At 57.5% G+C, this 24,550-nt stretch carries 19 protein-coding genes and 3 tRNA genes; 14 read left to right on the top strand and 8 right to left on the bottom strand.

Going from position 1 to position 24,550, the window contains the following annotated elements; all coding sequences use genetic code 11:
• Positions 1-4: 4 nt before the first annotated feature.
• The 6 genes from ACPW75_RS02185 to ACPW75_RS02160 all read left to right on the top strand — a co-directional run bounded on the left by ACPW75_RS02185 (position 5) and on the right by ACPW75_RS02160 (position 7,169).
• A complete protein-coding gene (locus ACPW75_RS02185) occupies positions 5-1,927 on the top strand; it encodes a methyl-accepting chemotaxis protein (protein WP_077095326.1) in 1,923 nt (640 codons plus the stop codon).
• Between the two features lie 12 nt (positions 1,928-1,939).
• Complete coding sequence (locus ACPW75_RS02180; RefSeq protein ID WP_016349735.1) at positions 1,940-2,512, top strand: chemotaxis protein CheW; 573 nt, start codon at positions 1,940-1,942, stop codon at positions 2,510-2,512.
• 75 nt (positions 2,513-2,587) lie between these two features.
• A complete protein-coding gene (locus ACPW75_RS02175; RefSeq protein WP_041216430.1) occupies positions 2,588-4,756 on the top strand; it encodes a methyl-accepting chemotaxis protein in 2,169 nt (722 codons plus the stop codon).
• A 56-nt stretch (positions 4,757-4,812) separates the two neighbouring features.
• Positions 4,813-5,616, top strand: coding sequence for a CheR family methyltransferase (locus ACPW75_RS02170; protein ID WP_077095327.1), 804 nt, complete (start codon positions 4,813-4,815; stop codon positions 5,614-5,616).
• A 10-nt stretch (positions 5,617-5,626) separates the two neighbouring features.
• On the top strand, positions 5,627-6,097 hold the full coding sequence (gene cheD, locus ACPW75_RS02165) for a chemoreceptor glutamine deamidase CheD (RefSeq protein WP_011704960.1): 471 nt from the start codon (positions 5,627-5,629) through the stop codon (positions 6,095-6,097).
• A 10-nt stretch (positions 6,098-6,107) separates the two neighbouring features.
• Positions 6,108-7,169 (top strand): protein-glutamate methylesterase/protein-glutamine glutaminase, encoded by a 1,062-nt coding sequence (locus ACPW75_RS02160; protein WP_011704959.1) that lies wholly within the window; start codon positions 6,108-6,110, stop codon positions 7,167-7,169.
• A gap of 68 nt (positions 7,170-7,237) precedes the next feature.
• On the opposite strand, the gene ACPW75_RS02155 is transcribed toward ACPW75_RS02160, so the two are convergent.
• A complete protein-coding gene (locus tag ACPW75_RS02155) occupies positions 7,238-8,470 on the bottom strand; it encodes a cysteine desulfurase-like protein (protein WP_179101305.1) in 1,233 nt (410 codons plus the stop codon).
• A 335-nt stretch (positions 8,471-8,805) separates the two neighbouring features.
• On the opposite strand from ACPW75_RS02155, the gene ACPW75_RS02150 reads away from it, so the two are divergent.
• The 4 genes from ACPW75_RS02150 to ACPW75_RS02135 all read left to right on the top strand — a co-directional run bounded on the left by ACPW75_RS02150 (position 8,806) and on the right by ACPW75_RS02135 (position 9,550).
• Positions 8,806-8,890 (top strand) — tRNA-Tyr (locus ACPW75_RS02150).
• A gap of 31 nt (positions 8,891-8,921) precedes the next feature.
• Positions 8,922-9,006, top strand: a tRNA-Tyr gene (locus tag ACPW75_RS02145).
• Between the two features lie 31 nt (positions 9,007-9,037).
• A tRNA-Tyr gene (locus ACPW75_RS02140) sits at positions 9,038-9,122 on the top strand.
• A 134-nt stretch (positions 9,123-9,256) separates the two neighbouring features.
• Positions 9,257-9,550: a hypothetical protein gene (locus ACPW75_RS02135; RefSeq protein WP_077095360.1), complete on the top strand. Its 294-nt coding sequence runs from the start codon at positions 9,257-9,259 to the stop codon at positions 9,548-9,550.
• Here the strand turns inward: ACPW75_RS02135 and ACPW75_RS02130 are convergent.
• Positions 9,512-12,940, bottom strand: a complete 3,429-nt coding sequence (locus tag ACPW75_RS02130; RefSeq protein ID WP_077095329.1) for a response regulator — start codon at positions 12,938-12,940, stop codon at positions 9,512-9,514. The genes ACPW75_RS02135 and ACPW75_RS02130 overlap by 39 nt on opposite strands.
• A 123-nt stretch (positions 12,941-13,063) precedes the next feature.
• Here ACPW75_RS02130 and ACPW75_RS02125 point away from each other — a divergent pair, with 123 nt between their 5' ends.
• On the top strand, positions 13,064-13,702 hold the full coding sequence (locus ACPW75_RS02125) for a response regulator (RefSeq protein WP_029301659.1): 639 nt from the start codon (positions 13,064-13,066) through the stop codon (positions 13,700-13,702).
• 28 nt (positions 13,703-13,730) lie between these two features.
• Here the strand turns inward: ACPW75_RS02125 and ACPW75_RS02120 are convergent, their stop codons facing one another.
• The 4 genes from ACPW75_RS02120 to ACPW75_RS02105 form a co-directional block, all read right to left on the bottom strand.
• Positions 13,731-14,930 (bottom strand): hypothetical protein, encoded by a 1,200-nt coding sequence (locus tag ACPW75_RS02120; protein ID WP_143238948.1) that lies wholly within the window; start codon positions 14,928-14,930, stop codon positions 13,731-13,733.
• Between the two features lie 21 nt (positions 14,931-14,951).
• Positions 14,952-17,285, bottom strand: coding sequence for a CS1-pili formation C-terminal domain-containing protein (locus tag ACPW75_RS02115; RefSeq protein WP_232105255.1), 2,334 nt, complete (start codon positions 17,283-17,285; stop codon positions 14,952-14,954).
• A 176-nt stretch (positions 17,286-17,461) separates the two neighbouring features.
• Positions 17,462-17,953 (bottom strand): CS1 type fimbrial major subunit, encoded by a 492-nt coding sequence (locus ACPW75_RS02110; RefSeq protein WP_077095331.1) that lies wholly within the window; start codon positions 17,951-17,953, stop codon positions 17,462-17,464.
• A gap of 30 nt (positions 17,954-17,983) precedes the next feature.
• On the bottom strand, positions 17,984-18,706 hold the full coding sequence (locus ACPW75_RS02105; protein ID WP_077095332.1) for a hypothetical protein: 723 nt from the start codon (positions 18,704-18,706) through the stop codon (positions 17,984-17,986).
• 223 nt (positions 18,707-18,929) lie between these two features.
• Between ACPW75_RS02105 and ACPW75_RS02100 the strand changes: the two genes are divergently transcribed.
• The 3 genes from ACPW75_RS02100 to ACPW75_RS02090 all read left to right on the top strand — a co-directional run bounded on the left by ACPW75_RS02100 (position 18,930) and on the right by ACPW75_RS02090 (position 21,509).
• On the top strand, positions 18,930-19,667 hold the full coding sequence (locus ACPW75_RS02100; RefSeq protein WP_077095333.1) for an EAL domain-containing protein: 738 nt from the start codon (positions 18,930-18,932) through the stop codon (positions 19,665-19,667).
• 230 nt (positions 19,668-19,897) lie between these two features.
• Entirely contained in the window at positions 19,898-21,259 is a 1,362-nt protein-coding gene (gene yegQ, locus ACPW75_RS02095) for a tRNA 5-hydroxyuridine modification protein YegQ (protein WP_016349728.1), read from the top strand.
• A 1-nt stretch (position 21,260) separates the two neighbouring features.
• Entirely contained in the window at positions 21,261-21,509 is a 249-nt protein-coding gene (locus tag ACPW75_RS02090) for a YfhL family 4Fe-4S dicluster ferredoxin (RefSeq protein ID WP_005334896.1), read from the top strand.
• A 191-nt stretch (positions 21,510-21,700) separates the two neighbouring features.
• Here ACPW75_RS02090 and alr read toward each other — a convergent pair whose 3' ends face one another.
• Together alr and dnaB are read right to left on the bottom strand one after the other, a co-directional pair.
• Complete coding sequence (gene alr, locus ACPW75_RS02085; protein WP_017408770.1) at positions 21,701-22,774, bottom strand: alanine racemase; 1,074 nt, start codon at positions 22,772-22,774, stop codon at positions 21,701-21,703.
• A gap of 335 nt (positions 22,775-23,109) precedes the next feature.
• A complete protein-coding gene (dnaB, locus tag ACPW75_RS02080) occupies positions 23,110-24,504 on the bottom strand; it encodes a replicative DNA helicase (protein WP_077095334.1) in 1,395 nt (464 codons plus the stop codon).
• Between the last annotated feature and the right edge of the window lie 46 nt (positions 24,505-24,550).

Raw genomic sequence — 24,550 nt, 5'->3', positions numbered from 1 at the left:
TGTCATGTTCAAAAACTCCACCATCAAGCTGCGACTCACCATTCTGCTCTGCCTGCTCTGCGCACTGCTGCTGGGAGTGGGTGCATTGGGGCTCTACAACATGCAGAGCAGCAACAAGGGTCTGCAGCGGGTCTACAACGATCGGGTGGTGCCGCTCAAACAGCTCAAGACCATCTCAGACAATTATGCCGTCGCCATCATCGACAACGTCAACAAGGCCAATGCGGGCCTCATCAGCGCCGAAGAGGCGCGGCAGCAGATCCAGCATGCCCAGCAGCAGATCAAACTGGAGTGGCAGCATTACCAGGCCACCAAGCTGACCGAAGCCGAGCAGAAGCTGTCAGCCGAGGCCAACAGCCTGTTCAGCGCAGCGGATCGGGATATTACCCGGCTGGAAGCGTTTCTCTCGACCCAGCGCGGTGTCGTCACCGGCATGCTCAACGAATTTGACGGCAAGCTTTACAGCTCCATCGATCCCATCGGTGGCAAGATAACCGAGCTGGTCAGCCTGCAGCTCGACGTCGCCAAGTCCGAGTACGAGCAGGCGCAGGCCTGGTACGACGTCATGCTGCTCACCATGCTGGCGGTCGTTGCCGCAGGCATGGTGGCTGCAGCCTGGTTTGGCATCGTCCTCATCCGCAGCATCATCTCCCCCATCAACCAGGCACTGCAGGTAGCCAACCACCTGGCCGAAGGCAACCTCGACGTCACCATCGATATCGGAGCCCACGACGAAGCCGGACAACTGCTGCTGGCCATGCAGAACATGGTCAACAAGCTGACCGCTCTCATCAACGACATCGAAACCCTGGTGACTGCCGCCGTCGAGCAGGGAAACTTCAGTTACAAGATCGAACTGGATGGACGCCAGGGCTACATCAAGCGGCTGTCCGAACTGCTCAACCGCCTATCCAACGTCACCGACACCAGCCTCAACGATGTGATGCGCATCGCCACCGCCCTGTCACGAGGTGATCTGACCCAGAAGATAGAACAACCCTATCCGGGCATTTTTGGCCAGACCAAGGATGGCCTCAACAGCACCATAGAGGCGCTGACCGCCATCATCGAAGAAGTGCGCAACGCTGCCGACAACCTGACCAATGCCTCCAACCAGGTCAGTACCACGGCCCAATCCCTGAGCCAGGCCACCAGCGAACAGGCCGCCAGCGTGGAAGAGACCAGCGCCTCCATCGAGCAGATGAGTGCCAGCATCAACCAGAACACCGACAACGCCAAGGTCACCGACAACATGGCCAGCAGTGCCGTGCTCGAAGCCACCGAAGGTGGCCGCTCGGTCCAGCAGACGGTGGCAGCGATGCAGCAGATCGCCCGCAAGGTCAGCATCATCGACGACATTGCCTACCAGACTAATCTGCTGGCACTCAACGCCGCCATCGAGGCAGCAAGGGCCGGTGAACACGGCAAGGGCTTCGCGGTGGTGGCCGCCGAGGTCCGCAAGCTGGCCGAACGCAGCCAGATAGCGGCGCAGGAGATAGGCGAGCTCTCATCGAGCAGCGTCGATACTGCCGAGAAGGCGGGCAGCCTGCTCGACAAGATAGTGCCCTCCATTCGCAAGACTTCCGATCTGGTGCAAGAGATCAATGCCGCCTCCGGTGAGCAGGCCAGCGCCGCCAACCAGATAAGCCTCGCCATGAGCCAGCTCAACCAGGTGACCCAGCAAAACGCCGCCAGCAGCGAGGAGCTGGCGGCCACGGCCGAAGAGATGAGCTCTCAGGCCAACGAGCTGCAGCAAACCATGGACTTTTTCTCGCTGGAGAACCTGAGCAAACCGGCAAGGACTCACGAGAGCGGACATAAAGGATTGCCCCCCAGAGGCAAATTTGTCATGCCGACCCAGCACCCACTGCACGGCAATACGGCAACGCAACCTCAGGTTGACGAGGCCGATTTTGTCCGTTTTTAACCGGAGAGCCCCATGAGCATGTCTACCGAAGTGGCCGTCCAGCCTGGCACGCTGGCCCCTGATAATCAGGGCGATGCCCAGTACCTGACCTTTCTCATCAACGGCGAGATGTTTGCCATCAATATTCTCGGGGTCAAGGAGATCATCGAATACGGCAACATCACCCCCATTCCCATGATGCCAAGCTTCATCCGCGGCGTGATCAACCTCAGGGGAGCCGTGGTCTCGGTGGTGGATCTCAATGCCCGCTTTGGCAATGCCCCTTCCAGCATCACCCGTCGCAGTTGCATCGTCATTATCGAGGGAGTGCATCCGGACGATCCGGAACACGGCAATCAGGACATCGGCGTGGTGGTCGACTCCGTCTCCGAGGTGCTGACCATTCCCTGCAATGAGATAGAGCCACCACCGAGTTTCGGGGCTCGCATCCGGGCGGACTTTATCAGCGGCATGGGCAAGGTAAATGGCAAATTTGTCATCCTCATCAATACCGAGAAGGTGCTCTCCATCGATGAGATGGCACAGCTCAGCGAACTGACCCAGCAGCAGGAACGGTTGCTGGAACAGAAGCCACAGACACCGTGATTCAGGCGTAGCAAGCAACAAGAGTGTCGCTCACCACACCACACAGCAATGACATGTCGCACAAGGATAAGGCTCATGACTCAATCATTTTTTGGCAATCTGTTCGGCAACGGCAGCGCTCATGCCTTGCTGCAGGAACAACTGCTCCAGCTCATTGGTGCAACCCGATCGCTCCAGCAGGGGATCAGACAAGGCGACCAGTCAGCCCAGCTGGAGCTGGGTTCGCTCAGCGGCCCGCTGCGGGAACTCTGTCAGGAGTTCAATACCGTGCTGGCGCTGCTGGGGGAGCGCCTTAGCAACACCCTCGCCACCATCAGTGCCAACCAGACCCTGTATGACGAAAACCTGCGAGTGCGCAAGGCGCTGGATGGGGCCTCGACCAATGTGATGATCGCCGATACCAATCTCGACATCGTCTATATGAATGAAGCCGTGCTCGCCATGCTGGGCCAGGCCGAATCGGACATTCGCAAAGATCTGCCCAATTTTGATGTCAGACAGCTGATGGGCAAGAACATTGATACCTTCCACAAAGACCCTTCCCATCAGCGCAGCATGCTGGCCAAACTGAACAGCACCTATCGCGCCCAGATAACCGTCGGGGGGCGCATCTTCTCGCTGATCGCCAATCCGGTCTTCAACGATGGCGGTGAACGGCTCGGCTCCGTGGTCGAGTGGGCCGATCGGACCAAGGAGATCGCCATCGAGAACGAGATGAAGGCAGCCAGTGCCGCGGCCAAGATCGCCGCCGCAGAGAGTTTGCGCGTCAAGAAGGCGCTCGATGGCGCCAGCACCAACGTGATGATCGCCGACACCGATCTCAACATCATCTACATGAATGAATCCGTCAAAGAGATGCTGAGCTTGGCTGAATCCGATATTCGCAAAGAACTCTACAACTTCAATTCAGCCACCCTGATGGGGGCCAACATCGACAGCTTCCACAAAAATCCGGGCCATCAGCGCAGCATGCTGGCCAAGCTGAACAACACCTATCGCACCCAGATCCTGCTCGGCGGGCGCACCTTCTCGCTCATCGCCAACCCGGTGTTTGGTGACGATGGCGAACGACTCGGCTCCGTGGTCGAGTGGTCGGATCGCACCAAGGAAGTCGCCATCGAGCGGGAGATGTCGGAAATAGTGCAGGCGGTGATCAACGGCGAACTGCACCGTCGCATGGACCTGACCGGCAAGAATGGCTTCTTCCAGACCCTGGGAGAGGGCATCAATCGCATCGCTGAGGTGATCGATACCAGCCTCAACGACGTGATCCGGGTGGTGCAATCCCTGGCCAGAGGCGACTTGACCCAACAGGTCGAGGCCGACTACCCCGGAGTGTTTGGCACCACCAAGGACTCCCTCAACCAGACCATCGTCTCGCTGACCAATATCGTCACCGAAGTACGGGGCGCATCTGACAATCTCTCCAGCGCGGCCGAGCAGGTCAGCGCCACCGCCCAGTCCATCAGCCAGTCAAGCAGCGAACAGGCTTCCAGCATGGAAGAGACCAGCGCCTCCATCGAGCAGATGAGCGCCAGCATCAACCAGAACACTGACAATGCCCAGGTCACCGATGGCATGGCCAGCAAGGCCGCCAAGGAGGCCGTGGAAGGCGGTGAGGCCGTCAAGCTCACGGTCGATGCCATGAAGCAGATCGCCAAGCGGATCGGCATCATCGACGACATCGCCTACCAGACCAATCTGCTGGCCCTCAATGCCGCCATCGAGGCTGCCCGGGCCGGGGATCACGGCAAGGGCTTCGCCGTGGTGGCTGCCGAAGTGCGCAAACTGGCGGAGCGCAGTCAGGTCGCGGCCCAGGAGATCGGCGAGCTGGCCTCTAGCAGTGTCGACATGGCGGAGAAGGCGGGCCGTCTGCTCGATCAGATGGTGCCCTCCATCAACAAGACCTCGGATCTGGTGCAGGAGATCAGCGCCGCCTCCGCCGAACAGTCCACCGGCGTCAGCCAGATCAACATCGCCATGAATCAGTTGAGCCAGGTCACTCAACAAAATGCCTCCTGCAGTGAGGAGCTTGCCGCCACAGCCGAGGAGATGAGCAGCCAGGCCGAACAGCTGCAATTGGCGATGGAGTTCTTCACGCTGGAACAGCACAAGCACGGCGCCAACCAGAAGGCACCGGCCCGTGGTGGCCCACGGGGGCGTTTCATGCACGAGGGCAATGGCCAGGAAGGTGTAGGCACCACCCCACGCCCTCACAATGACGCCGACTTTATCCGCTTCTAGCCTGATGCGGGTGGGCCAAGCTCACCCGCATCCTGCTCACCGCAGGGAGTTTGCGCGTGTATCAGACCCAGTTGCATGATGATGAATTTGCGCAGTTTCAACGCTGGATCCACCAGACGGCGGGTATCGACTTGTCTCCGGCCAAGAAGGCCCTGGTCGCCAGCCGCCTGTCAAAGCGGCTCTGCCACTACGAGCTGGAGAGCTACGGCGACTATTTCAGCCTGATCATGAATAACCGGGGGGCAGAGCTGCAGGTCGCACTCGATCTGCTCACCACCAACGAGACCTATTTTTTCCGCGAACCCAAACACTTTGAATTTCTCGGCAACAAGGTATTGGCACAACTGCCAAAAGAACGGGCGGTGCGGATCTGGAGCGCGGCCAGCTCTTCCGGTGAAGAGCCCTACAGCCTGGCCATGACCCTGGCCGACAGTCTGAACCATGGCAGTTGGGAGGTCATCGCCTCGGATATCTCGACCCGGGTGCTGGAGCAGGCCAGAGCGGGGCAATATCCCATCGAGCGGGCCCACAACATCCCGCTGCCATTTTTGATGAAGTACTGCCTGAAAGGGGTCGGTTTTCAGGAGGGCACCTTCATCATCGATCGCAAGCTGCGCGAGAAGGTGCAGTTTCATCACATCAATCTGAATCAGGAACTGCCCGACATCGGGCTGTTCGATGTCATCCTGATCCGCAACGTGATGATCTATTTCAACCGGGAGACCAAGGCACAAGTACTGCAACGGTTGGTACCGCGCCTGCGCAAAGGGGGCTATCTCATCGTCAGCCATGCCGAAAGCCTGAACGGTCTGCCCCATGGCCTGCAACTGGTATCGCCTTCCATCTATCTGAAACCATAAGGGTTTCAATATGAGAGAGGTCTCGCTGCAACCCGGTGAATTCTATTTTGGGCAGGATGACACCATCATCCGCACCCATCTTGGTTCCTGTGTGGCCATTACCATGTGGCACCCGGAACAGAAGCGAGGCGGTATGTGCCACTACATGCTGCCCAGCCGCGGTCACAGCACCATGAGTCTGGACGGCCGCTATGCCGATGAGGCAATCCAATTATTTATCAATGAAATAAGCAAATACCCCGCCCCCATCCACGAATACGAGGTCAAGCTGTTTGGCGGCGGCAACATGTTTATCGAACAACAAACGCTCAACACCATGAATGTGGCCATCAGGAACATCAAGGCCGCCTGGCAACTGACCCAGCACCTGGGCCTCACCATCAAGGCCCACCATCTTGGCCATGCGGGACACAGAAGCCTAATTTTTGAGCTGGCCAACGGCAATGTCTGGGTGCGTCATCACCGCTTGCCACATCGCTAAGGGGACGGGAATGAAACAGATCAAGGTCATGCTGGTGGATGATTCCGCCGTAGTCAGGCAGGTATTGCAGGCCATTCTCGAGCAGGAGCCGGATATCAAGGTCATCGCCACCGCGTCTGACCCGCTGTTTGCACTGGAGAAGCTGAAGAAGGAGTGGCCCGACGTGATCGTGCTGGACGTGGAGATGCCGCGCATGGATGGCATTACCTTCCTCACCAAGATCATGGCCGAGCACCCCACTCCGGTGGTCATCTGCTCCTCCCTGACCGAAAAGGGGGCGGAGACCACGCTGCAAGCCATGGCCGCCGGCGCCGTCGATATCATCACCAAGCCCACCGTCGGCCTGAAAAGCTTTCTGCAGGAGTCGGCGCAGGAGCTGGCCATGGCGGTACGCGCCGCCGCCCAGGCCAATGTCAGACGACTGGCCAAAGTGCCCGCCCCCAGCGTCGCCCCCAAGCTCAACGCCGACGCCATCATGCCCGCCGCCAGCCAGCATGCCATGGCCCAGACCACCGAGCGGATCGTGGCGATCGGTACCTCCACCGGCGGCACCCAGGCGCTGGAAGCCGTGTTGACCACCCTGCCCCGGGTCTGCCCCGGCATTGTCATCGTGCAGCACATGCCGGAGAAGTTCACCGCTTCATTTGCCGAGCGGCTCAACAGCCTGTGTCAGATAGAAGTGCGGGAGGCCAAGAGCAATGACAGGGTGATCCCCGGGCTGGCGCTGATCGCCCCCGGCGGCAAACACATGCTGCTCAAACGCAGCGGCGCCTACTATCACGTCGACGTGATGGATGGCCCCCTCATCAACCGCCACCGCCCCTCGGTGGACGTGCTGTTTCGCTCGGTGGCCAAGTTTGCAGGCGGCAATGCCACCGGCATCATCATGACCGGGATGGGGGATGACGGCGCCCGCGGCTTGCGGGAAATGCTGGAGGCGGGCGCCAATACCTTCGCCCAGGATGAGGCCTCCTGCGTGGTCTTCGGCATGCCCAAGGAGGCCATCAAGCTTGGCGCAGCCCGCCATGTCTTGCCGCTGCAGGATATCCATCACGCCATCGTGGGCCGCTAGCAGGCAACAGAGAGATGAGATGAGATGAGATGAGACAACACAGCCCGGCATGACCGGGCTGTTTTATCTCAATGCGGCATATCGTCGAGCAGGGCAAACAGGCGGTCAATCTCGGCCGAGGTGTTGTAGTGCATGCAGCCTATGCGCAGCACACCATCACTCACCCCCAGTTGCTCGACCAGTGCCAAGGCATAGAAATGGCCGGCCCAGCTGCATACCTGATGCTGCCCCAAAAACTCGGCCATTTCGGCCGGGGTATGGCGGTTTGACGTCAGGGCGAAGGTCGGGGTGCGCCCCAGGCTGTTGTGAATGCCGTGCAGGGTGAACCAAGGCCGCTCGGCCAGCTTGGCCAGCAGATGTTCACTGAGCTCGCGTTCGTGGGCCTGGCTGCGGGCAAACGCCAGATCGAGGCGAACTTCCAGCTCATGCTCGGTGCCGTCCAACCCGGACAAGGAGGCCAGGTATTCGACGGTGGCCTCCACCCCGGCCAGCGCTTCCCAGCTCTGGGTGCCGGTCTCCCACTTGTAGGGCGCCACGTTCTTGGCCGGTTCAACCTTGTAGGGGGTGAAATGCGTCAGGTGGCGATGTTTGCCGTAGAGAATGCCGAGATGCGGGCCGAAGAACTTGTAGGCGGAACACCCCAGAAAATCGCAATCCCAGGCTTGCACATCGATACGCTCGTGGGGCGCAAAGTGAACCGCATCGACATAGAGCAGCGCCCCTACCCCGTGTACCGCATCGGCGATGCGAGGGATATCGACCAGAGTGCCGGTAGTATTGGAGGCCGCCGTCACCGCCACCAGCCGGGTCTTGGGCCCCAGCAGGCTGAACAAATGCTCATAGTCCAGCCCACCGGTGGCCACGTCCACTCTTGCCTGATGCACCACCACGCCGCGATCCGCCGCCGCTTGCTGCCAGCTGGAAACGTTGGAGTAGTGATCGAGCGCGCTGACGATGATCTCGTCACCGGCCTGCCACTCCCGCGCCAGCGCTCGGCTGAGCGAAAAGGTCAGGGTGGTGAAGTTGGCGCCGAACACTATCTCCTCTGCCCGCTCAGCCCCCAGCAACGCAGCCACCGCCTGCCTGGCCCGCAGCACCTGCTGCTCGGTCACCCTGGCCGAGAAAAAGGGGCCCCCCAGATTGGCGTTGAAGTGACCGAGATAATCGGTCATGGCGGTGAGTACGGCATGTGGCACCTGAGCGCCACCGGGGCCGTCGAAGAAAATGGGGGCTTTGCCCTCAACCAGCTGATTGAGAGCGGGAAACTGGCCGCGCAACACGGCGATATCGAGAGCCTGCATAAGGAGAGTCCACAATCCATGTTAACAGTTGAATAACATGGCGAGAGTAAAATGCGGCAGCAGCAATGTCCATCAAGGAAGCGGTCAGCCATCACACTTAGAAGAGAAGGTGATTTTTTCAGTACAAAACGCTACTCGGTACATCTTGTTTGGTGACGCTTCACACCCGCGATGAGTCCTGGATCCGCTCTGACAGCGACAGGGAAGTCGTTGATAAGCGTGAAAAATGAGCGACAAATATCAAAAAATGACCGAATGGCACTTTTTTATCGCCAGATAGGCCCACCAGGGGTTCACAAAGAGCGAAGATCTGATAGTATGCGCCTCGCACTTGGGGAGGGGTTCCCGAGCGGCCAAAGGGATCAGACTGTAAATCTGACGGCTCTGCCTTCGAAGGTTCGAATCCTTCTCCCTCCACCATTCAAGTGCAACAACCAGGAAAATACCCCGTGGAGGGGTTCCCGAGCGGCCAAAGGGATCAGACTGTAAATCTGACGGCTCTGCCTTCGAAGGTTCGAATCCTTCTCCCTCCACCATCTTCCTGAATACAATATGCAAGGCCCCTGTGGAGGGGTTCCCGAGCGGCCAAAGGGATCAGACTGTAAATCTGACGGCTCTGCCTTCGAAGGTTCGAATCCTTCTCCCTCCACCATCATTCAAGAAAGCCCGGCCCAGTGCCGGGTTTTCGCTTTTCACGCGTCTATCCATTTGACACTGTCAGATCTGACAATTGCCTGCCGGCCCGCTTTTGGAAACAGTATTGCCATCACATCAAGAGACATGACCATGTTCGAGATCTGGGATGAAAAGGGACAGGCAACCGGGCTGAGTCTGCCGCAGCTGCAGCAACGACTGAGCTCCTATCGCGGCGAGGTGATGGTGCGCTACACCAACCGCATCGGCCTGCCGACCACCCTGTTTCTGACCGTCGACCAGGGACTTGCCTATCAGCGCTTCAAGGCCGATACCCCCCTGCTCGATTGGGCCTGGCTGGCACAGGCCGTACAGCCCGCCCTCTCCTCCGGTCATCCTGCGTTGTCATCAGAGAGCCACAGCAGGCTGACGACAGTCTCGGGATAGTGCCGCTAGCTCATCGACAAGTTGTTGCAAAACATCGCGAAATTTCGTCAGCTCCACCTCGCATCGTGCCCGCCCATCTTTGCGGATTTGCTCTTCCAGATGCCATGCCTGCTCTGCTACTCCGTCAACCCTCATCATGGCTATCGTTCCCGCCTGTCGATGCACCCAATCTGCAAGCGCCTTGTCATCCCCATGGCTCAAACCAAGGGATTGTTCCAGATCCTGACAAAACGACAGCAGCATTGTCTCAAGTGAAGAACCAAATGTAGCCTGCAACAGGTTGATGTCGAGCAACCTGGGTACCGGCAATATCTGCCACTTCATCAGCATCTGGCGTAGTCCGTCCATGAGTACGGGCTTGCCCAATACATCATTCATACCGGCCGCCAGACAACGCTGTGCCTGCTCCGGCAACACGTTGGCCGTCATGGCAATGATGGGAAGTTGTGCCAGCCCCTCTGTGGCCCGCACCCGACGGGTAAACTCATAACCATCCATCACCGGCATCTGGCAATCGCATAGGATCAGGTCATAGCGGTGAAAAGTCAGCATGGCGAGCGCCTGTCGACCATTCTCAGCCAGATCGCACTGCAGATTGAGCTGTTTGAGCTGGCGCTGCACCAGAACCTGATTCAGATGGTGATCCTCGACGACCAGCAATCGCTGTGGCAACAGTGGTTCATCCGCTCCAACAGACGGAAAATCGGACGGCAGTTGCTCGGCCAGGCCCAGCTGGCGATAACAGACATCCCTTACGGCCTGCCAGGTCAGGGGATTACTGTTGAGGCAATAATAACCATCATCACCAAGCTGATAACCCAGCACGTTGCCAAGCGGCGCGACCCGGATGGCGGCCGGTTCGCTCAGGTCACCAAACCGCAAGTCTGCGCCCTGCGGGGCTTCACACAACCGCAGCCCCAGCGACAACAGATGCAGCCGCAGCTGGTGGTGCAGTTTGCCATCCGGCAATGCCATAAAGGCACTCAGCCCCGCCAGCTTGGGATCCGGCTCATGGCGCGCTTCCAGTACCAGGGGGATGGACAAGCCAATATGGGTACCCAGCCCTGGGGCACTCTCAAGCCTCAATCGCCCCCCCATCAGCGTCGCCAGCGTCCGGCTGATACTGAGACCGAGTCCGGTCCCCCCATAACTGCGGGTCGTGGCGCCATCCGCCTGCTCGAAGGCATTGAAAACACGGGCCTGCACATCTTCGCTCATGCCGATGCCGGTATCCCGCACCCCAAGCAACAACCACTGCTCTTCATTTGTCTCTCCCTCTACCCTGATCGACAATTCGATGAAGCCGCGCTCGGTGAACTTGATCGCATTGCTGGCCAGGTTGAACAGCACCTGCTTGAGCCTCAGCACATCACCATAGAAGCGGGCGCCCACTTCATCATCAACACGCAGATAGAGTTGCAACCCTTTGCGCTGCAACTCGCTACTGGTCATTGTCAGCACGCTGTCGATGAGCTCACGCAGCAGAAAGCTGGTGGGTGCCAACTCCATCTTGCCGACATCCAGCTTGGAGTAATCCAGCACATTGCCGATCAGCTGGAGCAGTCCTTCCGCCCCCTGATTGATGATGCCCACCATCTGGCGCTGCTCCGGATCGAGCGAGGTAAAACGCAGCTGTTCCGCCATCCCGATAATGCCGTTCATGGGGGTCCGGATTTCGTGGCTCATGGTGGCGAGGAAATCGGCCTTCTGCCTGGCGGCCAGCTCAGCCTCCTCCTTGGCGGAGGCCAGATCGGCCTCCACCTGGCGCCGGCGGGTTATCTCCTGGCGCAGGTGAAAGTACGCGATAGAGAGTGAAAGAATAAACAGGGTGATACCGGCACCGACAGGGATCAGAGTGCTGATCAGCTTGTGCCATGAGATCCCTTCGTTGTAGTTCACCGCCAGCCAGCTATTGCGGATCTGCCGCTTTTCCTTGTCACTCATGCTGGCGAGTACCCGATTGATGAGCGGCAGCAGCGGGGCATAGGCATCTCTCACCGCGACCGACAGCTCATCTCTGAAAGGAGTGGGAGCGACAATATGCAGCGAGTCATCAAAATACTCGTTGATGAGCCGTGATATCACCGCCAGATTACCCATATAGGCATCCCCCTTGCCGGAGGCCACCATCGCCAACCCCTCTCTTGGGCTGGAAACAACCGTGGTCTGTATGTCAGGGATCCGGGACTTCAACTCGGCGATCAACAAGCTGTCGGTGACGATCAAGTGCTTGCCCGCCAGCTCTGCAAATCCCCCAAAAGTGCTGCTGCCACGAGACATGGCAATGACCACGGGAAAGGACGCAATAGGTTGGCTCACCTGCCAACCCGCAACCCTCTGGCTGATTCGAATAGGAATGACTGCAATATCAGCGTCTTGATGGAGCAATGCCTGCAGCAACTCTGGCCAACTCTGATCAACACGGTATTGATAGGCCAAGCCCAGCTTGTCCTTGAACACATCCAGATAGTCGCCTATCAACCCCGTCAATTTACCCTCGTGATCCGCATAGGAAAACGGCACCCACCCAGGAATAAAACCCAGCCTAAGGGGAGGTAGACGGGAGAGCCACTCACGCTCATCAGGGCGCAGTAAAAAACCGCTGTGCCCCTGAAAACTCAAACTGCTGTCACCCAGCCAGCTTTGCTCCAGAGCGCTGCGCTCCTCTACCGTCAGCGCCTGAATCGCGGTATCAAACCGGACTCCCAGTCTGGATTTATGTTTGCTGATACCAAGGTGAAGGCTCTCCATCAACAAGGGGGCCTGAGCGACCACGGCCAGTTCTGGATGTTGGGCAATAAACTGATTCGTGACATGCAAATTGCCAATATAGGCATCGGCTCGTTTATCCAGCACCGCCTGCAAAGCAGAACTGGAGTCCCGAAATAGAATACGAGACACATCGGGATAATGGATCCTAACCAGCTTTTCGGTCAGAAAACCAGCTTCGATAGCGATACGAGATTGATTCAAACCACTGACATCACGGAAGAAAGGAGAGTCATGGCGCACCACGACCACAGTCGATGACGAATAATAAGGGCGCGTGTATGAAATGCATTCCCGCTCTTCCGCGCGAAAAGCATCCAGTAGAATATCTACCTCACCACGACAACTGGCCGCATATAGGCGAGTCCAGTCCGGATATACTTTCCACTCAATCCGGTAATCAAGGTTCTTGGCCAATATGCTGATCAGGGCGACGCTGAAACCACTGGCATTATGACCATCCCACTGCTGAAATGGCCCCCACCCCCCCACTAGTAACCCGACACTTACTGTTGGTAATAACGCGTTTTTTTTCGCAAAGAGTGGTTGACTGAATATACTGATATTAAATACCAGTATAACAATTATGCATCGGGATATAGCCACATGAGAACACCTCATCGTGCCAATCCTGAAAAAGATGACATCATATAAACGCTCGAAAAAATGCGGTGCGCAAAGTAGTATAGAAATGAGATGTTTGGTAGTTTAAATATTATTCGCTGTTTTATATGGGGCTCACCTATGTCTTTCAAGATCATTCTTGCCGACGACCATCCACTGATACTGGCAGGTATCCGCAGCCTTATTGCACACAATCAACCTGGTTGCGAAGTTGTTGCCGAAGCACATCAAGTCTCCGAACTTTTAAATACATTAAAGAAACATCCCTGTAATCTATTGATCACTGACTTCAGTATGCCAGGGGATGAACGCAGCGATGGGCTGACCATGATCCAGCAATTGAAACGAGATTATCCTACCCTACCTATTCTGGTGCTGACCCAGATCCACAATGCCGGCATCTTGCAGTCATTGCTCCAATTGGGGGTAAGCGGTGTCCTGCTCAAAAAAGCTGTGATCAGCGAACTATCCGAAGCCATTCGTCAAATATTATCTGGCCACAACTATATCGGCAGATCAGTGAAAACCCTGCTGGCCGAAGCGGGCCTGGATCACCAGACCAGCCTGGGTCAACTTACCCCCAAGGAGAGCGAAGTCGTGCGTTTATTAGCCAGTGGAATGTCTGTCACCCAGGTGGCCGAGTACCTGCACCGCAGCGTCAAGACCATCAGCACCCAGAAAAAGAGTGCCATGGTACGCCTCGGCCTGCAAAGCGATAGCGACCTGTTTCACTATGCCAAAGAGCAAGGGCTGGCCTGAATCTTGACCTTGGTGAATCACCCGAGCCTTAAATAGCGGCATCATAAATAAGGGTTACATTACCTTTATAAGTGCTGCCCGGATATTCCATCATCAAGGCCAGGACTGGTTCCTGAACTTTAAATATGATGCTTCGCTCTTCATTTATGAAATATGGGCCTCGTAAACTTGCTGAGAATAATTTCTTGACGCCATGTTTCAAGGGAATCTCTTCTTTGGATTTATTTACATAAATCACATCAAGTCTGACTTGCATCCCGAGCCTTTCATTATTCAGCATACAGACTTCACCAATGGCATACTGGCAGTTCAGCCAGACATTAAAATCTGAACTACTCCATAGTCGATATGGTAACTCCGCAATCAAATAGGGAGGAATACGTGCTTTCCCACGATAAATCCAGTCATGCCATCCACCAGGAGGTTGCAACACGACTTTGTCACCACCAGGAGGAAACTCTACCTTTATTTGATGTTGAACTTTTAATGTCAACTCTATTATCAGTTGATTATCTTCATATACCCCATTACCAAGATCGATATCTTTATTTTGGCCTACAGAGAGAATTATCGAACCGGTATAAATTCCATTTAACATTTTCAGCGGAGAAGGAGGTGTTATTTTAAACCCAAAAAACATCGCTTGTATATCAGATGTACCATCCACAGACAGGCCTATATAACAAGATTTTCCCCCGACATCTCCCCATAATACGATCCAAGAGGTTAGATTAATATAGCCTGCAACCTCTCGTTCAAGATATCGGCACCCCCCCTTAGGGTTTGTAAATGCGGTATTATAAATTTTCCAGCCATCATTTGGATTGACAACAGAATCAAAATGCACTCCTAACTTATCAGGCTTAAATAAAACCGAGAACTGTTGCCCTTTATCTGATGTAATAATCATGGTTTTGTTTCCCAACGAACCTAGGGAAACAAAAGAATCTCTTGTATTTGAAAAATCCCTTTTCACATTTCGCTTTACTTTAGTTTTTAATGAAAACAACAAGCTATCAAGTGACATTACACCGCCACTACAGGATGAAAGCCACATTCCCTCACTGGTTTTCACACATTTTGTAGTGCTAACAAAGGTTCCATTATCAGCCTCATAGACTGCAGGCTTATATTCAGCGGTCACTTTAACGACTGCAGCCTGACATGGAAATCCAAAGAGCAAGCCTGCTATTAACCACCAATATCCGTACATCGCACCAGCTCTCATTATCTCTTCCTGCTCAAGCACTTATTGACTGGCCCAGGCCTGGGCACTGCAGACCAGATCACCCAGTAACAACACAGCCTGTTGGCGTTCGGCTCGGGCCGTGTCCAGCGCAAGATCGCACTGCTGTGCTCCCTGATATTCCACCTGCAAGCTGGGATTGCGTTCGCTCATCTCCACCGCAAAGAAGCCATCGGCCTCGCTGACTGTGCGGCCCGCGTGGTTGACCACCATGGCGCCTCTCAAGGGATCGCCCTTCTCATCCAACAATCGACCGATGACGGTGACTGTCTGCATGACCCTGACTTTGTGATAGGCCACCCCCCCCTTGTTGAGATGATAGGGCAGCACGTTGGGGCGAATGCTCACCGAGGGCGCATCGTGCTCTGCCAGATTCAGCTGCACGGCGCCACTGCGATAGGCGGCAACGGGTATCAGGTTGCGACCGGGCCGCAACTTGATATTGCTACCTTGATCGTCATCGGCGCGCAGGGTCAGCTCGGGCAGATCGGACTCCAGGTCCACTATCATGCCCGCCTCGTACCCTTGCGATTGACCTGTCATGGTCAGGCTGCCCTCATCGCCAAACGCCAGGGTACTGTCGAGGTTGAGCCCCCCACTCAGCGCACGGTTATAGGAGGATGATTGCAGGTGGGCATCACCACTGACCAACTCCCCCTGAAACCTGGCGTAGCCTGCCGTGCCGACGCCGTAACTGTCGGTAGTCAAGTTGGCCCCCACGCTCTGCAGTGCGCTCCACTCCAACTGTTGCTGGTACCCGAGGGAGGCGTTGCGCTCCTGCCCACCGGAGCGAGAGGTTCGACTGCCGATACCAATGGCCAGTAGGCTACGCTCTCCTCCCAGATTCATGCTTAGGGAGAGCATGCCACCCCTGTCCCTCGCATGATCGGTACTGATGCTACCTGGCCGGTCAAACACTGTCAGGTTCCAGCTCACTGTTTGACCAAGCAACTCTCCGTTGTAACGCCAGCCCAGATCGGCCCCCAGCCCCCGCCCCACCTGGTGTGCCAGATAAAAGTTGGCGGAGTGGCGCTCATCGAGCCGCTGCTGCAACGACAGGTTGCTCTGCTTGAGGTCACGGCTCTCCTCCCCCATTTGCCCATGCTGGCGCTGCTGCTGGTGGCTCAGCACCAGGCTGCCTTCGCCATAGTGGTACAAAGCCTGCAAATCGAAGCCGCTGCCCAGCGCCTGTGTCGCCATCAGGTTGCCAAACAACCGCCACTGTTTATCCAAGCTCCAGTCGGCAGAGAGACCATGCTGCCAGCGCTGGTCGATATACTGGCTGGAGGCCCCGACTACCACCGAAGGGGTGAGCAGATGGTTGAGCATGGCGCCGCTGCTCAGAGGCCGGGCCGTGTCCTCCTCCCAGTTGCTGAACAAGCGGGTCTGCTGGCCCGCAAACAGGTTGAAGCGCCAGCTTTCATCCGGGTTTTGCCAGTTCATCGGCTTGTAGATCATCTCTCTGCGCCGCTCGGTCACCTGACCATCTTCCAGCACACGCAGCTCCACCTCGTAGATGCCGGTGGGCAGCACTTTGGTATCCAGCGCCTGCAAGCCGGAGAGAACCTGCTGCGAGTTGATGAGCAGCCCATCTCGATAGATCTCGACCATGCCGGGTCGGCTCGGGGTGACATAGACAGGTGTGGTACTGGCCTGGCCCTGCTCTATCAACAGGGTGTCGGAGTCACCCAGCATGGCCCCCAGCACGGTCGGAGTGCCGCCGCCAAACAGGGTGGGCTGACGCACCAGCCCCTGGGCATAGGGCGAGAAGTAGCCCAGCCGATAGAAATGTCCTGTACCTTCGTGTTCGGCATAAAGTTGCTGCACATGATGCTGAGCCGCCTGCCCGCTGCCAGACTGGCTCACTTCTCCCTCCAGCAGCGGGGTCCACTGTCCTATGCTGCCCTGTGCCATCAGGTTGTAACGGCCACTGCGCTGCTCCCCTTCCCCCTGGATCAGGTTCAACTGGTGGCGCAACAGGGCGCCATAGCTGCCCCCGCTGGGCAGGTTGTGATAACGGGTCAGCGGCTGCCCCTTCTCGGCGCCGGCCGTCAGCACCGACAACTGGGAGTTCTCCAGGCTGTACTCCAGCGCCAGCACTTCGTCGGTACACTGATTCTGACATGGGCCCAGTCGATGGGATGCCGTCAGCACCTTGCTCCAGCGCTGGCGGTCCCGTTCTTCCAGAACGCTCTCGTGGCCGTCGGTCAGAGCCAGCAGTTGTACGCTGGTGTCTTTGCCCAGCACTATCTCGCCTTCCCCCAACAACTGCCCATCCACCAGGATGCGCACCGTCAGCGGGACGCCGAAGAAGTAGTCGGCAAAACCATCAGGCAAATCTTCTGCTTGTTGTAGCAGGTCAAGGGGTTGTGCAACATGCCCCCCCGTAGCCCAGGCCGGTACACACAATACAACCAGGATCAACAGGAAAGAGAAATACGGCACGAGCTATCTCACTCTTCTAAGCACAGACAAAAAGGCTCCCCCGATACAGGGAGCCTCCATCAATCGGCTTATGCGCCACCTTTAGGGGCTTCCGATTCAAATATCATGTTGACTACCCCCTGGTAGTTGCCTGGCTTGTAGCCAGCGACCGGGGCATCCACCGGGATCACTTCCAGCCCCAACAACTTGCCGGTCTTGGCATCATCAGCCTTCATTACTTCAACGGAGGTGGTCGACAGGGCGACACCACCCACCTTAACGGTCAGGGGAATGTTGTCGTTGCCGCTTGCCATCACGGCCGGGTTGGTCAGGTAGCCGGTGATGGCACCTATGGTGCTCTTGGCATCCAGCTGTTTGCTCAGCTTGTCCAGCTTCTTGGTATAAGGGTTGTAGGCCAGCTTCTGCGGCGTGCTCATCCAGTTGTCCCCGCCGGTCGGCTGTACATAGAAAGCTTCGGTCGGGATCTGGGCGGTCACTGTGACCTGATGCTCAATACGTTCAGCAGCCATCAGATTGGCTGACACCAGCATGGCCAGGGGCGCAGCTATCCATACTTTCATTACTCTCTCCTCTCTCGGATATAAGAAACATCAGTGACCAATCACCATGTTTCTGCTCTTGTCACCCTCAATCAGTTCAAACCGGTAAAGGTGATCGCTCTTTTTCATCAGTTGCTTCTGCATATTTGGCAACAGATGGATCTTGCTTGGGGTGGAACAGTTTTTCTTCCGCCCATCACACTCTTCAAAAAAATCCAGCACTATGGTGGCGTTACCCTTATTCACGACTGTTGTCATGGTGTCCGTCTTTATAAACTGGGTATCAAATCGACTCTCTCTTGGCATCACAAAAATAATGGCGCCAAAGCCTGTCAATATATTTACCCCGGCTGAGACTTGCTGCTGTTCCTTATGGACCGAATTGGCATCCAAATCGAAGCCATCCTCCTGCTTTGGCAACACAGGAATAAAACGGACCCTAAAATAGCGCTCCTTGTCCCGCTCTCCCATAAACAGCAGCCGGGTCGCCTGCACCCCATTGGCCGGAATAATCATGCGGGAGGGGCTGGCAATCAGTGCTCTACGCCCCTCGGTTAACTCTGCCGACTCCTGCGGCTGGCCAGCCGCATCGTAGGTGATTTCGTGAATGGCGACCTTTACAAAGGCGGTAGCATCACCCTGATTACGAATACGCTTTAAATAAGTACTCTGCTGGCCAGACATATAGTCATAGAGCGTACCTATACTGATTTCAGCCGATGCCAGCGCATTGCCACTGCATATCAGAAAAAAGATAGAAAAAATTTTCTTCATGACAATTCCAGACTGGGTTTCACATGCCAGATTTTATGTATCAAAAAAATACAAACTGGCTGTATATCACTGGAGTCAGTGTATTTATAACCGCGGGGGAAGTTAATCAGAAAAGTCCTATATTGACTTTGCAAATTCGGCCGCATTATCAGAGGATTCCTACAGAGCATTAACCCATCTCTCCTGTATTATCCGCAGCCATATCCGTCAACAGGTGAGTGCCGTGTTTGCATTTCAAGAAGAGTACCCAATAAGTGACATGGCAAGCATCGCGGTGGCCGATCTTGCCGTGCCCTTTTATCAGCCGATCATCGGTCGGGATCATCAGGTCAAGGGTTATGAGGTGCTGGCCAGACGTTGGGAGCCGGCCCAGCAGAGCTATCAGGGCATCGACTTTGCCTCCCTCAGTGAGGAGCAATCCCTGCATCTGGACATCGTCATGCTCAGGGCCATCATGCGGGATCTGCCGACCCTGGCAAAAAGCGGGCCCTATTTTCTTTCCATCAATCTCAACCCGACCCTGAACAGCCCCACCTATCAGAACCTGTTGCTGCTGGTGCTGATGCAGGCGCGCAAGCTGGGGATCGAGGTCTGGTTCGAGGTACTGGAACAGGCCCCGCTGCAGCGGCAGCACAGGGCGCTGATCGAGGTACTGCGCAGCCACGGTGCCCATATCGCCTGCGATGACTTCGGTACCCTGGAGTGCAACTTCCAGCGCATGCTGGCGCTGCCCTACGAGGTCATCAAGCTGGATCGCTCCCTGCTGCTGCAAGCCAGCAAGACGCCCCATGCCCTGCGCATGCTGACCGGTCTGGTGGAGTACCTGCAGCGGCTCGGCATGAAGGTGGTGTGCGAAGGGGTCGAGACCCTGCAACACATCGAAATAGCCAACCGGCTCGGTTGTGACTATCAGCAAGGCTACGCCTACGCCATGCCCTCCCTCCTCTCTCGCTGGGCCTGAACCGCCCCTTTTTTGACCGCCGACTCGCGCCGGGGACCTTCCCCTGCCAAATTGCATGATGCGGTGAGGGCGAGTACAATCTCGCACCCCGTTTATCCGGTGCCTGCTGCAGCCCGGATATGCCGTTATCGGGTCGCGCCGAGCGAGTATCCACTCCCGGCGCAGCTCAACCCATACGGCGCCATCAGGTGGCGCCGTCCTGATTTGCAATCAGATACGAAGAGTCCGCCATGTTTAAACCAGAATTGCTCTCCCCCGCAGGTTCCCTCAAGAACATGCGTTACGCCTACGCCTATGGCGCCGATGCCGTCTATGCCGGCCAACCCCGTTACAGCCTGCGGGTGCGCAACAACGAATTCGATCACGAGAACCTGCAGCTCGGTATCAACGAAGCCCATGCCCTCGGCAAGCAGTTCTACGTGGTGGCCAACATTCAGCCCCACAACTCCAAACTCAAGACCTTTATCCGCGACATGCGTCCGGTGGTGGAGATGAAGCCGGATGCGCTGATCATGTCCGACCCCGGTCTCATCATGATGATGCGCGAAGCCTTCCCCGACATGCCGATCCACCTCTCGGTACAGGCCAACGCGGTCAACTGGGCCACGGTGAAGTTCTGGCATCAGATGGGCCTGACCCGGGTCATCCTCTCCCGCGAACTGTCGCTGGACGAGATCGAGGAGATCCGCATGCAGGTGCCGGAGATGGAGCTGGAAGTGTTCGTCCACGGGGCGCTGTGCATGGCCTACTCCGGCCGCTGCCTGCTCTCCGGCTACATCAACAAGCGTGACCCCAACCAGGGCACCTGCACCAACTCCTGCCGCTGGGAGTACAAGGTGCACGAAGGCAAGGAAGATGACGTGGGCCAGATCGTCCACCGTCAGGAGCCCATCGCCATCCGCCCGGACAACACCCTGGGTCTTGGCAAACCGACCGATGCGCTGGTGCTGCTGGAAGAGTCCAACCGCCCGGGCGAGTACATGAGCGCGTTCGAAGACGAGCACGGCACCTACATCATGAACTCCAAGGATCTGCGCGCGGTCGAGCACGTCGAGCGACTGACCAGGATGGGCGTGCACTCCCTGAAAATCGAAGGCCGCACCAAGTCCTTCTACTACTGCGCCCGCACCGCTCAGGTCTATCGCAAGGCGATCGACGATGCGGTAGCCGGCCGGCCGTTTGACCGCAGCCTGATGGGCACCCTCGAAAACCTGGCCCACCGCGGCTATACCGAGGGCTTCCTGCGTCGTCACAACCACAGCGAATACCAGAACTACGACTACGGCTACTCCGTCTCCGACACCCAACAGTTTGTCGGCGAGATCACCGGTCGCAACGGTGACATGGTGGAAGTCGAGGTGAAAAACAAGTTCCTGGTGGGCAACAGCCTGGAACTGATGACCCCGCAGGGCAACCTCAGCTTCAATCTGGAGCAGATGCAGAACCGCAAGGGCGAGCTCATCGACACCGCGCCGGGCAACGGCCACGTGGTCTATGTGCCGGTGCCGAAGGAAGTGGACGTTGACTACGGCATCCTGCTGCGCAACCTCGGTGAGCGCCAGGATACCCGTCAGCCACACTCGGCCGCCTGAGATGGCACTGCTCATCACCGACAAGTGCATCAACTGTGACATGTGCGATCCCGAGTGTCCGAACCAGGCCATTAGCCTGGGCGAGGAGATCTACGAGATCGACCCCAGTCGCTGCACCGAGTGCGTCGGTCACTACGAGAAGCCGACCTGCATCAGCGTCTGCCCCATCGACTGCATCATCTGGGATCCCGCTCACGTGGAGACCGAAGATCAGCTGATGGAAAAGTTCGTGCGAATGCACCGGCAGTAACATCGGCATCAGCGTCTGCTCTACATGGACTGCATCATCTGGGATCCCGCTCATGTGGAGACCGAAGATCAGCTGATGGAAAAGTTCGTACGGATGCACAGGCAGTAAAATATCGGTAATCCGTAGGTCGCTGACGACACATAAAAAAAGCCCCGCATGCGGGGCTTTTTGACGTTTGGCGCTCACGGCACCTAGACGTATTCCATGAAGACGCGGGAGGTGAGCTTGGTGATGAGCTCGTAGGGGATGGTGCCAATCTGGTCGGCCACCCGCTCTACCGGCAGCCCTTCACCCCACAGCACCGCCTCATCGCCGGCCTTGTCGGTGGCGCCGGGGCCGAGGTCCACCGTGGTCATGTCCATGGAGACCCGCCCCACCAGTGGCACGATGCGGCCGTTGACCAGCACCGGCGTGCCGTTGGGGGCCATGCGTGGATAGCCGTCGCCATAGCCGATGGCAATCACCCCGAGCCGGGTATCGCGATCCGACACCCAGTTGGCGCCATAGCCCACCGGCTCGCCCGCCTTGTGATCCCGCACCGCAATCAGTTGTGTCTTGAGGGTCATCACCGGCTGCAGGTCGTAATCGGCCGCCACCGTATTGGGGAAGGGGGAAACGCCGTAGAGGATGACGCCGGGGCGGATCCAGTCGCAGTGGGAATCCGGCCAGGCCAGGATGCCCGCCGAGTTGGCCATGGCCCGCTCGCCCAACAGTGGCGCGGTCAGCTGGCTGAACAAGTCGATCTGCTCGCGGGTGGTGGGCTGCTCCAGCTCATCGGAGCGGCTGAAGTGGGTCATGATGTTGAACGGTTGCACCACGTTCTTGCACTTGGCGAGCCGCTCGATAAAGGCCGGCATCTCGTCGGCCCGCACGCCGAGGCGGTGCATGCCGGTGTCGAGCTTGAGCCAGGCCACCACGGGGGCAGGCAGATCAGCCTGTTCCAGCGCTTCGAGCTGCTCCCAGGTGTGCACTGCGGTCTGCAGGTTGTTGGCCGCCAGCACCGGCAGGTCGGCCGCGCTGAAGAAGCCTTCCAGCAACACGATGGGTTTGACCACGGCGCAGGAGCGCAGCATCAGCGCCTCTTCGATGCGGGCCACCGCATAGGCATCCGCATCCACCAGGGTGCGGGCGACCGGCAGCAGCCCATGGCCATAGGCGTTGGCCTTGACCACGGCAATGATCTTGCATTGGGGGGCGTGGCGTTTCACCACGGCGAGGTTGTGGCGCAGGGCCGCGGTATTGATTTGGGCGATAGCCGCTTTCATCTGTTTTCCCTTACGAGGGCATGATAACGCGCGAACGCGCCAGGCACCGGGGGGTGTCAGCCCTTAATTGTCATCGTCTAAGGCCGGACCGGCAGAATTGTCGAACCGGGAAAACTGTTTCTGGAACTCTCTTTGCCATCATCAGGGTGCCGCACGCAAAGCGTGCACACCCGATGATCAGTAGTCATCATCAAACGCCGGGCCCGCGTAGTTGTCAAAACGCGAGAACTGACCCTGGAAGGTGAGGCGCACCTGGCCGCATATTGGCACCGTTACGCGGCTTTGCAGCGATGACTTTCACCACTTTCTTTCTCTTCAGGACGCGATGACGATGATCAGTAGTCATCATCAAACGCCGGACCCGCGTAGTTGTCAAAGCGCGAGAACTGGCCCTGGAAGGTGAGGCGCACCCGCCCGATGGGGCCGTTACGCTGCTTGCCGATGATGATCTCGGCGATCCCCTTGTCGGGGCTGTCGTCGTGATAGACCTCGTCACGGTAGATGAACATGATCAAGTCCGCATCCTGCTCGATGGAGCCCGATTCCCGCAGATCCGAGTTGACCGGGCGCTTGTCGGCCCGCTGTTCCAGGCTTCGGTTGAGCTGGGAGAGCGCCACCACCGGGCACTGCAACTCTTTCGCCAAGGCCTTGAGGGAGCGGGAGATCTCGCCGATCTCCAAGGTCCGGTTGTCAGAGAGCGCCGGCACCCGCATCAGCTGCAGGTAGTCGATCATGATCATCGAGAGGCCACCGTGCTCACGGGCGATACGACGGGCGCGAGAACGCACGTCGGTCGGGGTGAGGCCGGAGGCGTCATCTATGTACATCTTGCCCTTCTCCAGCAGCAATCCCATGGTGGAGGAGAGCCGCGCCCAGTCCTCGTCGTCGAGCTGACCGGTCCGCACCTTGGTCTGGTCGATGCGCCCCACCGAGGCGAGCATACGCATGATGATCTGCTCGGAGGGCATCTCCAGCGAGAAGATCAGTACCGGCTTGTCGGCAGTGAGCGCCGCATGCTCGCACAGGTTCATGGCAAACGTCGTCTTGCCCATGGAGGGACGGGCCGCGACGATCACCAGATCCGAGCGCTGCAGGCCGGCGGTCATCTTGTCGAGATCACCGTACCCGCTCGATACCCCGGTCACGCCGTTGTGGGGCGTCTTGAACAGCTCTTCAATCTTGTCGACGGTCTGCTCGAGAATAAGCTTGAGCGGCTGGGGCCCCTCGTTGGCGCTGCTGCGCTGCTCGGCAATCTTGAATACCTTGCTCTCGGCCAGGTCGAGCAGATCGCCGGAGGTGCGCCCCTGCGGCTCATAGCCCGCTTCGACTATCTCGTTGGCGACCGAGATCATCTCCCGCACGACCGCCCGCTCACGCACGATCTCGGCGTAGGCACTGATGTTGGCGGCACTCGGGGTGTTCTTGGCGATCTCCACCAGATAGGCGAAGCCACCGGCCTCTTCCAGCTGTTCGGAGCGCTCCAGCTCCTCCTGCAAGGTGATGAGATCGATGGGGTTACCCGTATTGGAGAGGCGGGTCATGGCCTGGAAGATCAGACGGTGCGGGCGGCTGTAGAAATCCTTGTCGATCACCCGTTCGGCGACCCGATCCCAGGCCTCGTTGTCCAGCATCAGGCCGCCCAGTACGGACTGTTCGGCCTCAAAAGAGTGGGGAGGTACTTTCAGCTGTTGTGTCTTGGCGTCTTTTTTCGCCGTCACTTGCTCTGCCATACACATAAAAACCGCAGCGGGAAGGGGACGGGAATTTTACAAAAGA

Source organism: Aeromonas sp. FL131, assembly GCF_049860615.1.
Classification (GTDB): domain Bacteria; phylum Pseudomonadota; class Gammaproteobacteria; order Enterobacterales; family Aeromonadaceae; genus Aeromonas; species Aeromonas hydrophila.
The sequence above is the reverse complement of the archived record's forward strand: the minus strand, read 5'-3'. Positions and strand labels throughout refer to the sequence as shown.

What these genes read in the sequence shown, in the direction of transcription:
- ACPW75_RS02185 (WP_077095326.1), top strand. Translation starts at nt 5, where the DNA reads ATGTTCAAAAACTCCACCATCAAGCTGCGACTCACCATTCTGCTCTGC.
- ACPW75_RS02180 (WP_016349735.1), top strand. Translation starts at nt 1,940, where the DNA reads ATGAGCATGTCTACCGAAGTGGCCGTCCAGCCTGGCACGCTGGCCCCT.
- ACPW75_RS02175 (WP_041216430.1), top strand. Translation starts at nt 2,588, where the DNA reads ATGACTCAATCATTTTTTGGCAATCTGTTCGGCAACGGCAGCGCTCAT.
- cheD (WP_011704960.1), top strand. Translation starts at nt 5,627, where the DNA reads ATGAGAGAGGTCTCGCTGCAACCCGGTGAATTCTATTTTGGGCAGGAT.
- ACPW75_RS02160 (WP_011704959.1), top strand. Translation starts at nt 6,108, where the DNA reads ATGAAACAGATCAAGGTCATGCTGGTGGATGATTCCGCCGTAGTCAGG.
- ACPW75_RS02155 (WP_179101305.1), bottom strand. Translation starts at nt 8,470, where the DNA reads ATGCAGGCTCTCGATATCGCCGTGTTGCGCGGCCAGTTTCCCGCTCTC.
- ACPW75_RS02135 (WP_077095360.1), top strand. Translation starts at nt 9,257, where the DNA reads ATGTTCGAGATCTGGGATGAAAAGGGACAGGCAACCGGGCTGAGTCTG.
- ACPW75_RS02130 (WP_077095329.1), bottom strand. Translation starts at nt 12,940, where the DNA reads ATGAGGTGTTCTCATGTGGCTATATCCCGATGCATAATTGTTATACTG.
- ACPW75_RS02125 (WP_029301659.1), top strand. Translation starts at nt 13,064, where the DNA reads ATGTCTTTCAAGATCATTCTTGCCGACGACCATCCACTGATACTGGCA.
- ACPW75_RS02120 (WP_143238948.1), bottom strand. Translation starts at nt 14,930, where the DNA reads ATGAGAGCTGGTGCGATGTACGGATATTGGTGGTTAATAGCAGGCTTG.
- ACPW75_RS02110 (WP_077095331.1), bottom strand. Translation starts at nt 17,953, where the DNA reads ATGAAAGTATGGATAGCTGCGCCCCTGGCCATGCTGGTGTCAGCCAAT.
- ACPW75_RS02105 (WP_077095332.1), bottom strand. Translation starts at nt 18,706, where the DNA reads ATGAAGAAAATTTTTTCTATCTTTTTTCTGATATGCAGTGGCAATGCG.
- yegQ (WP_016349728.1), top strand. Translation starts at nt 19,898, where the DNA reads ATGTTTAAACCAGAATTGCTCTCCCCCGCAGGTTCCCTCAAGAACATG.
- ACPW75_RS02090 (WP_005334896.1), top strand. Translation starts at nt 21,261, where the DNA reads ATGGCACTGCTCATCACCGACAAGTGCATCAACTGTGACATGTGCGAT.
- alr (WP_017408770.1), bottom strand. Translation starts at nt 22,774, where the DNA reads ATGAAAGCGGCTATCGCCCAAATCAATACCGCGGCCCTGCGCCACAAC.
- dnaB (WP_077095334.1), bottom strand. Translation starts at nt 24,504, where the DNA reads ATGGCAGAGCAAGTGACGGCGAAAAAAGACGCCAAGACACAACAGCTG.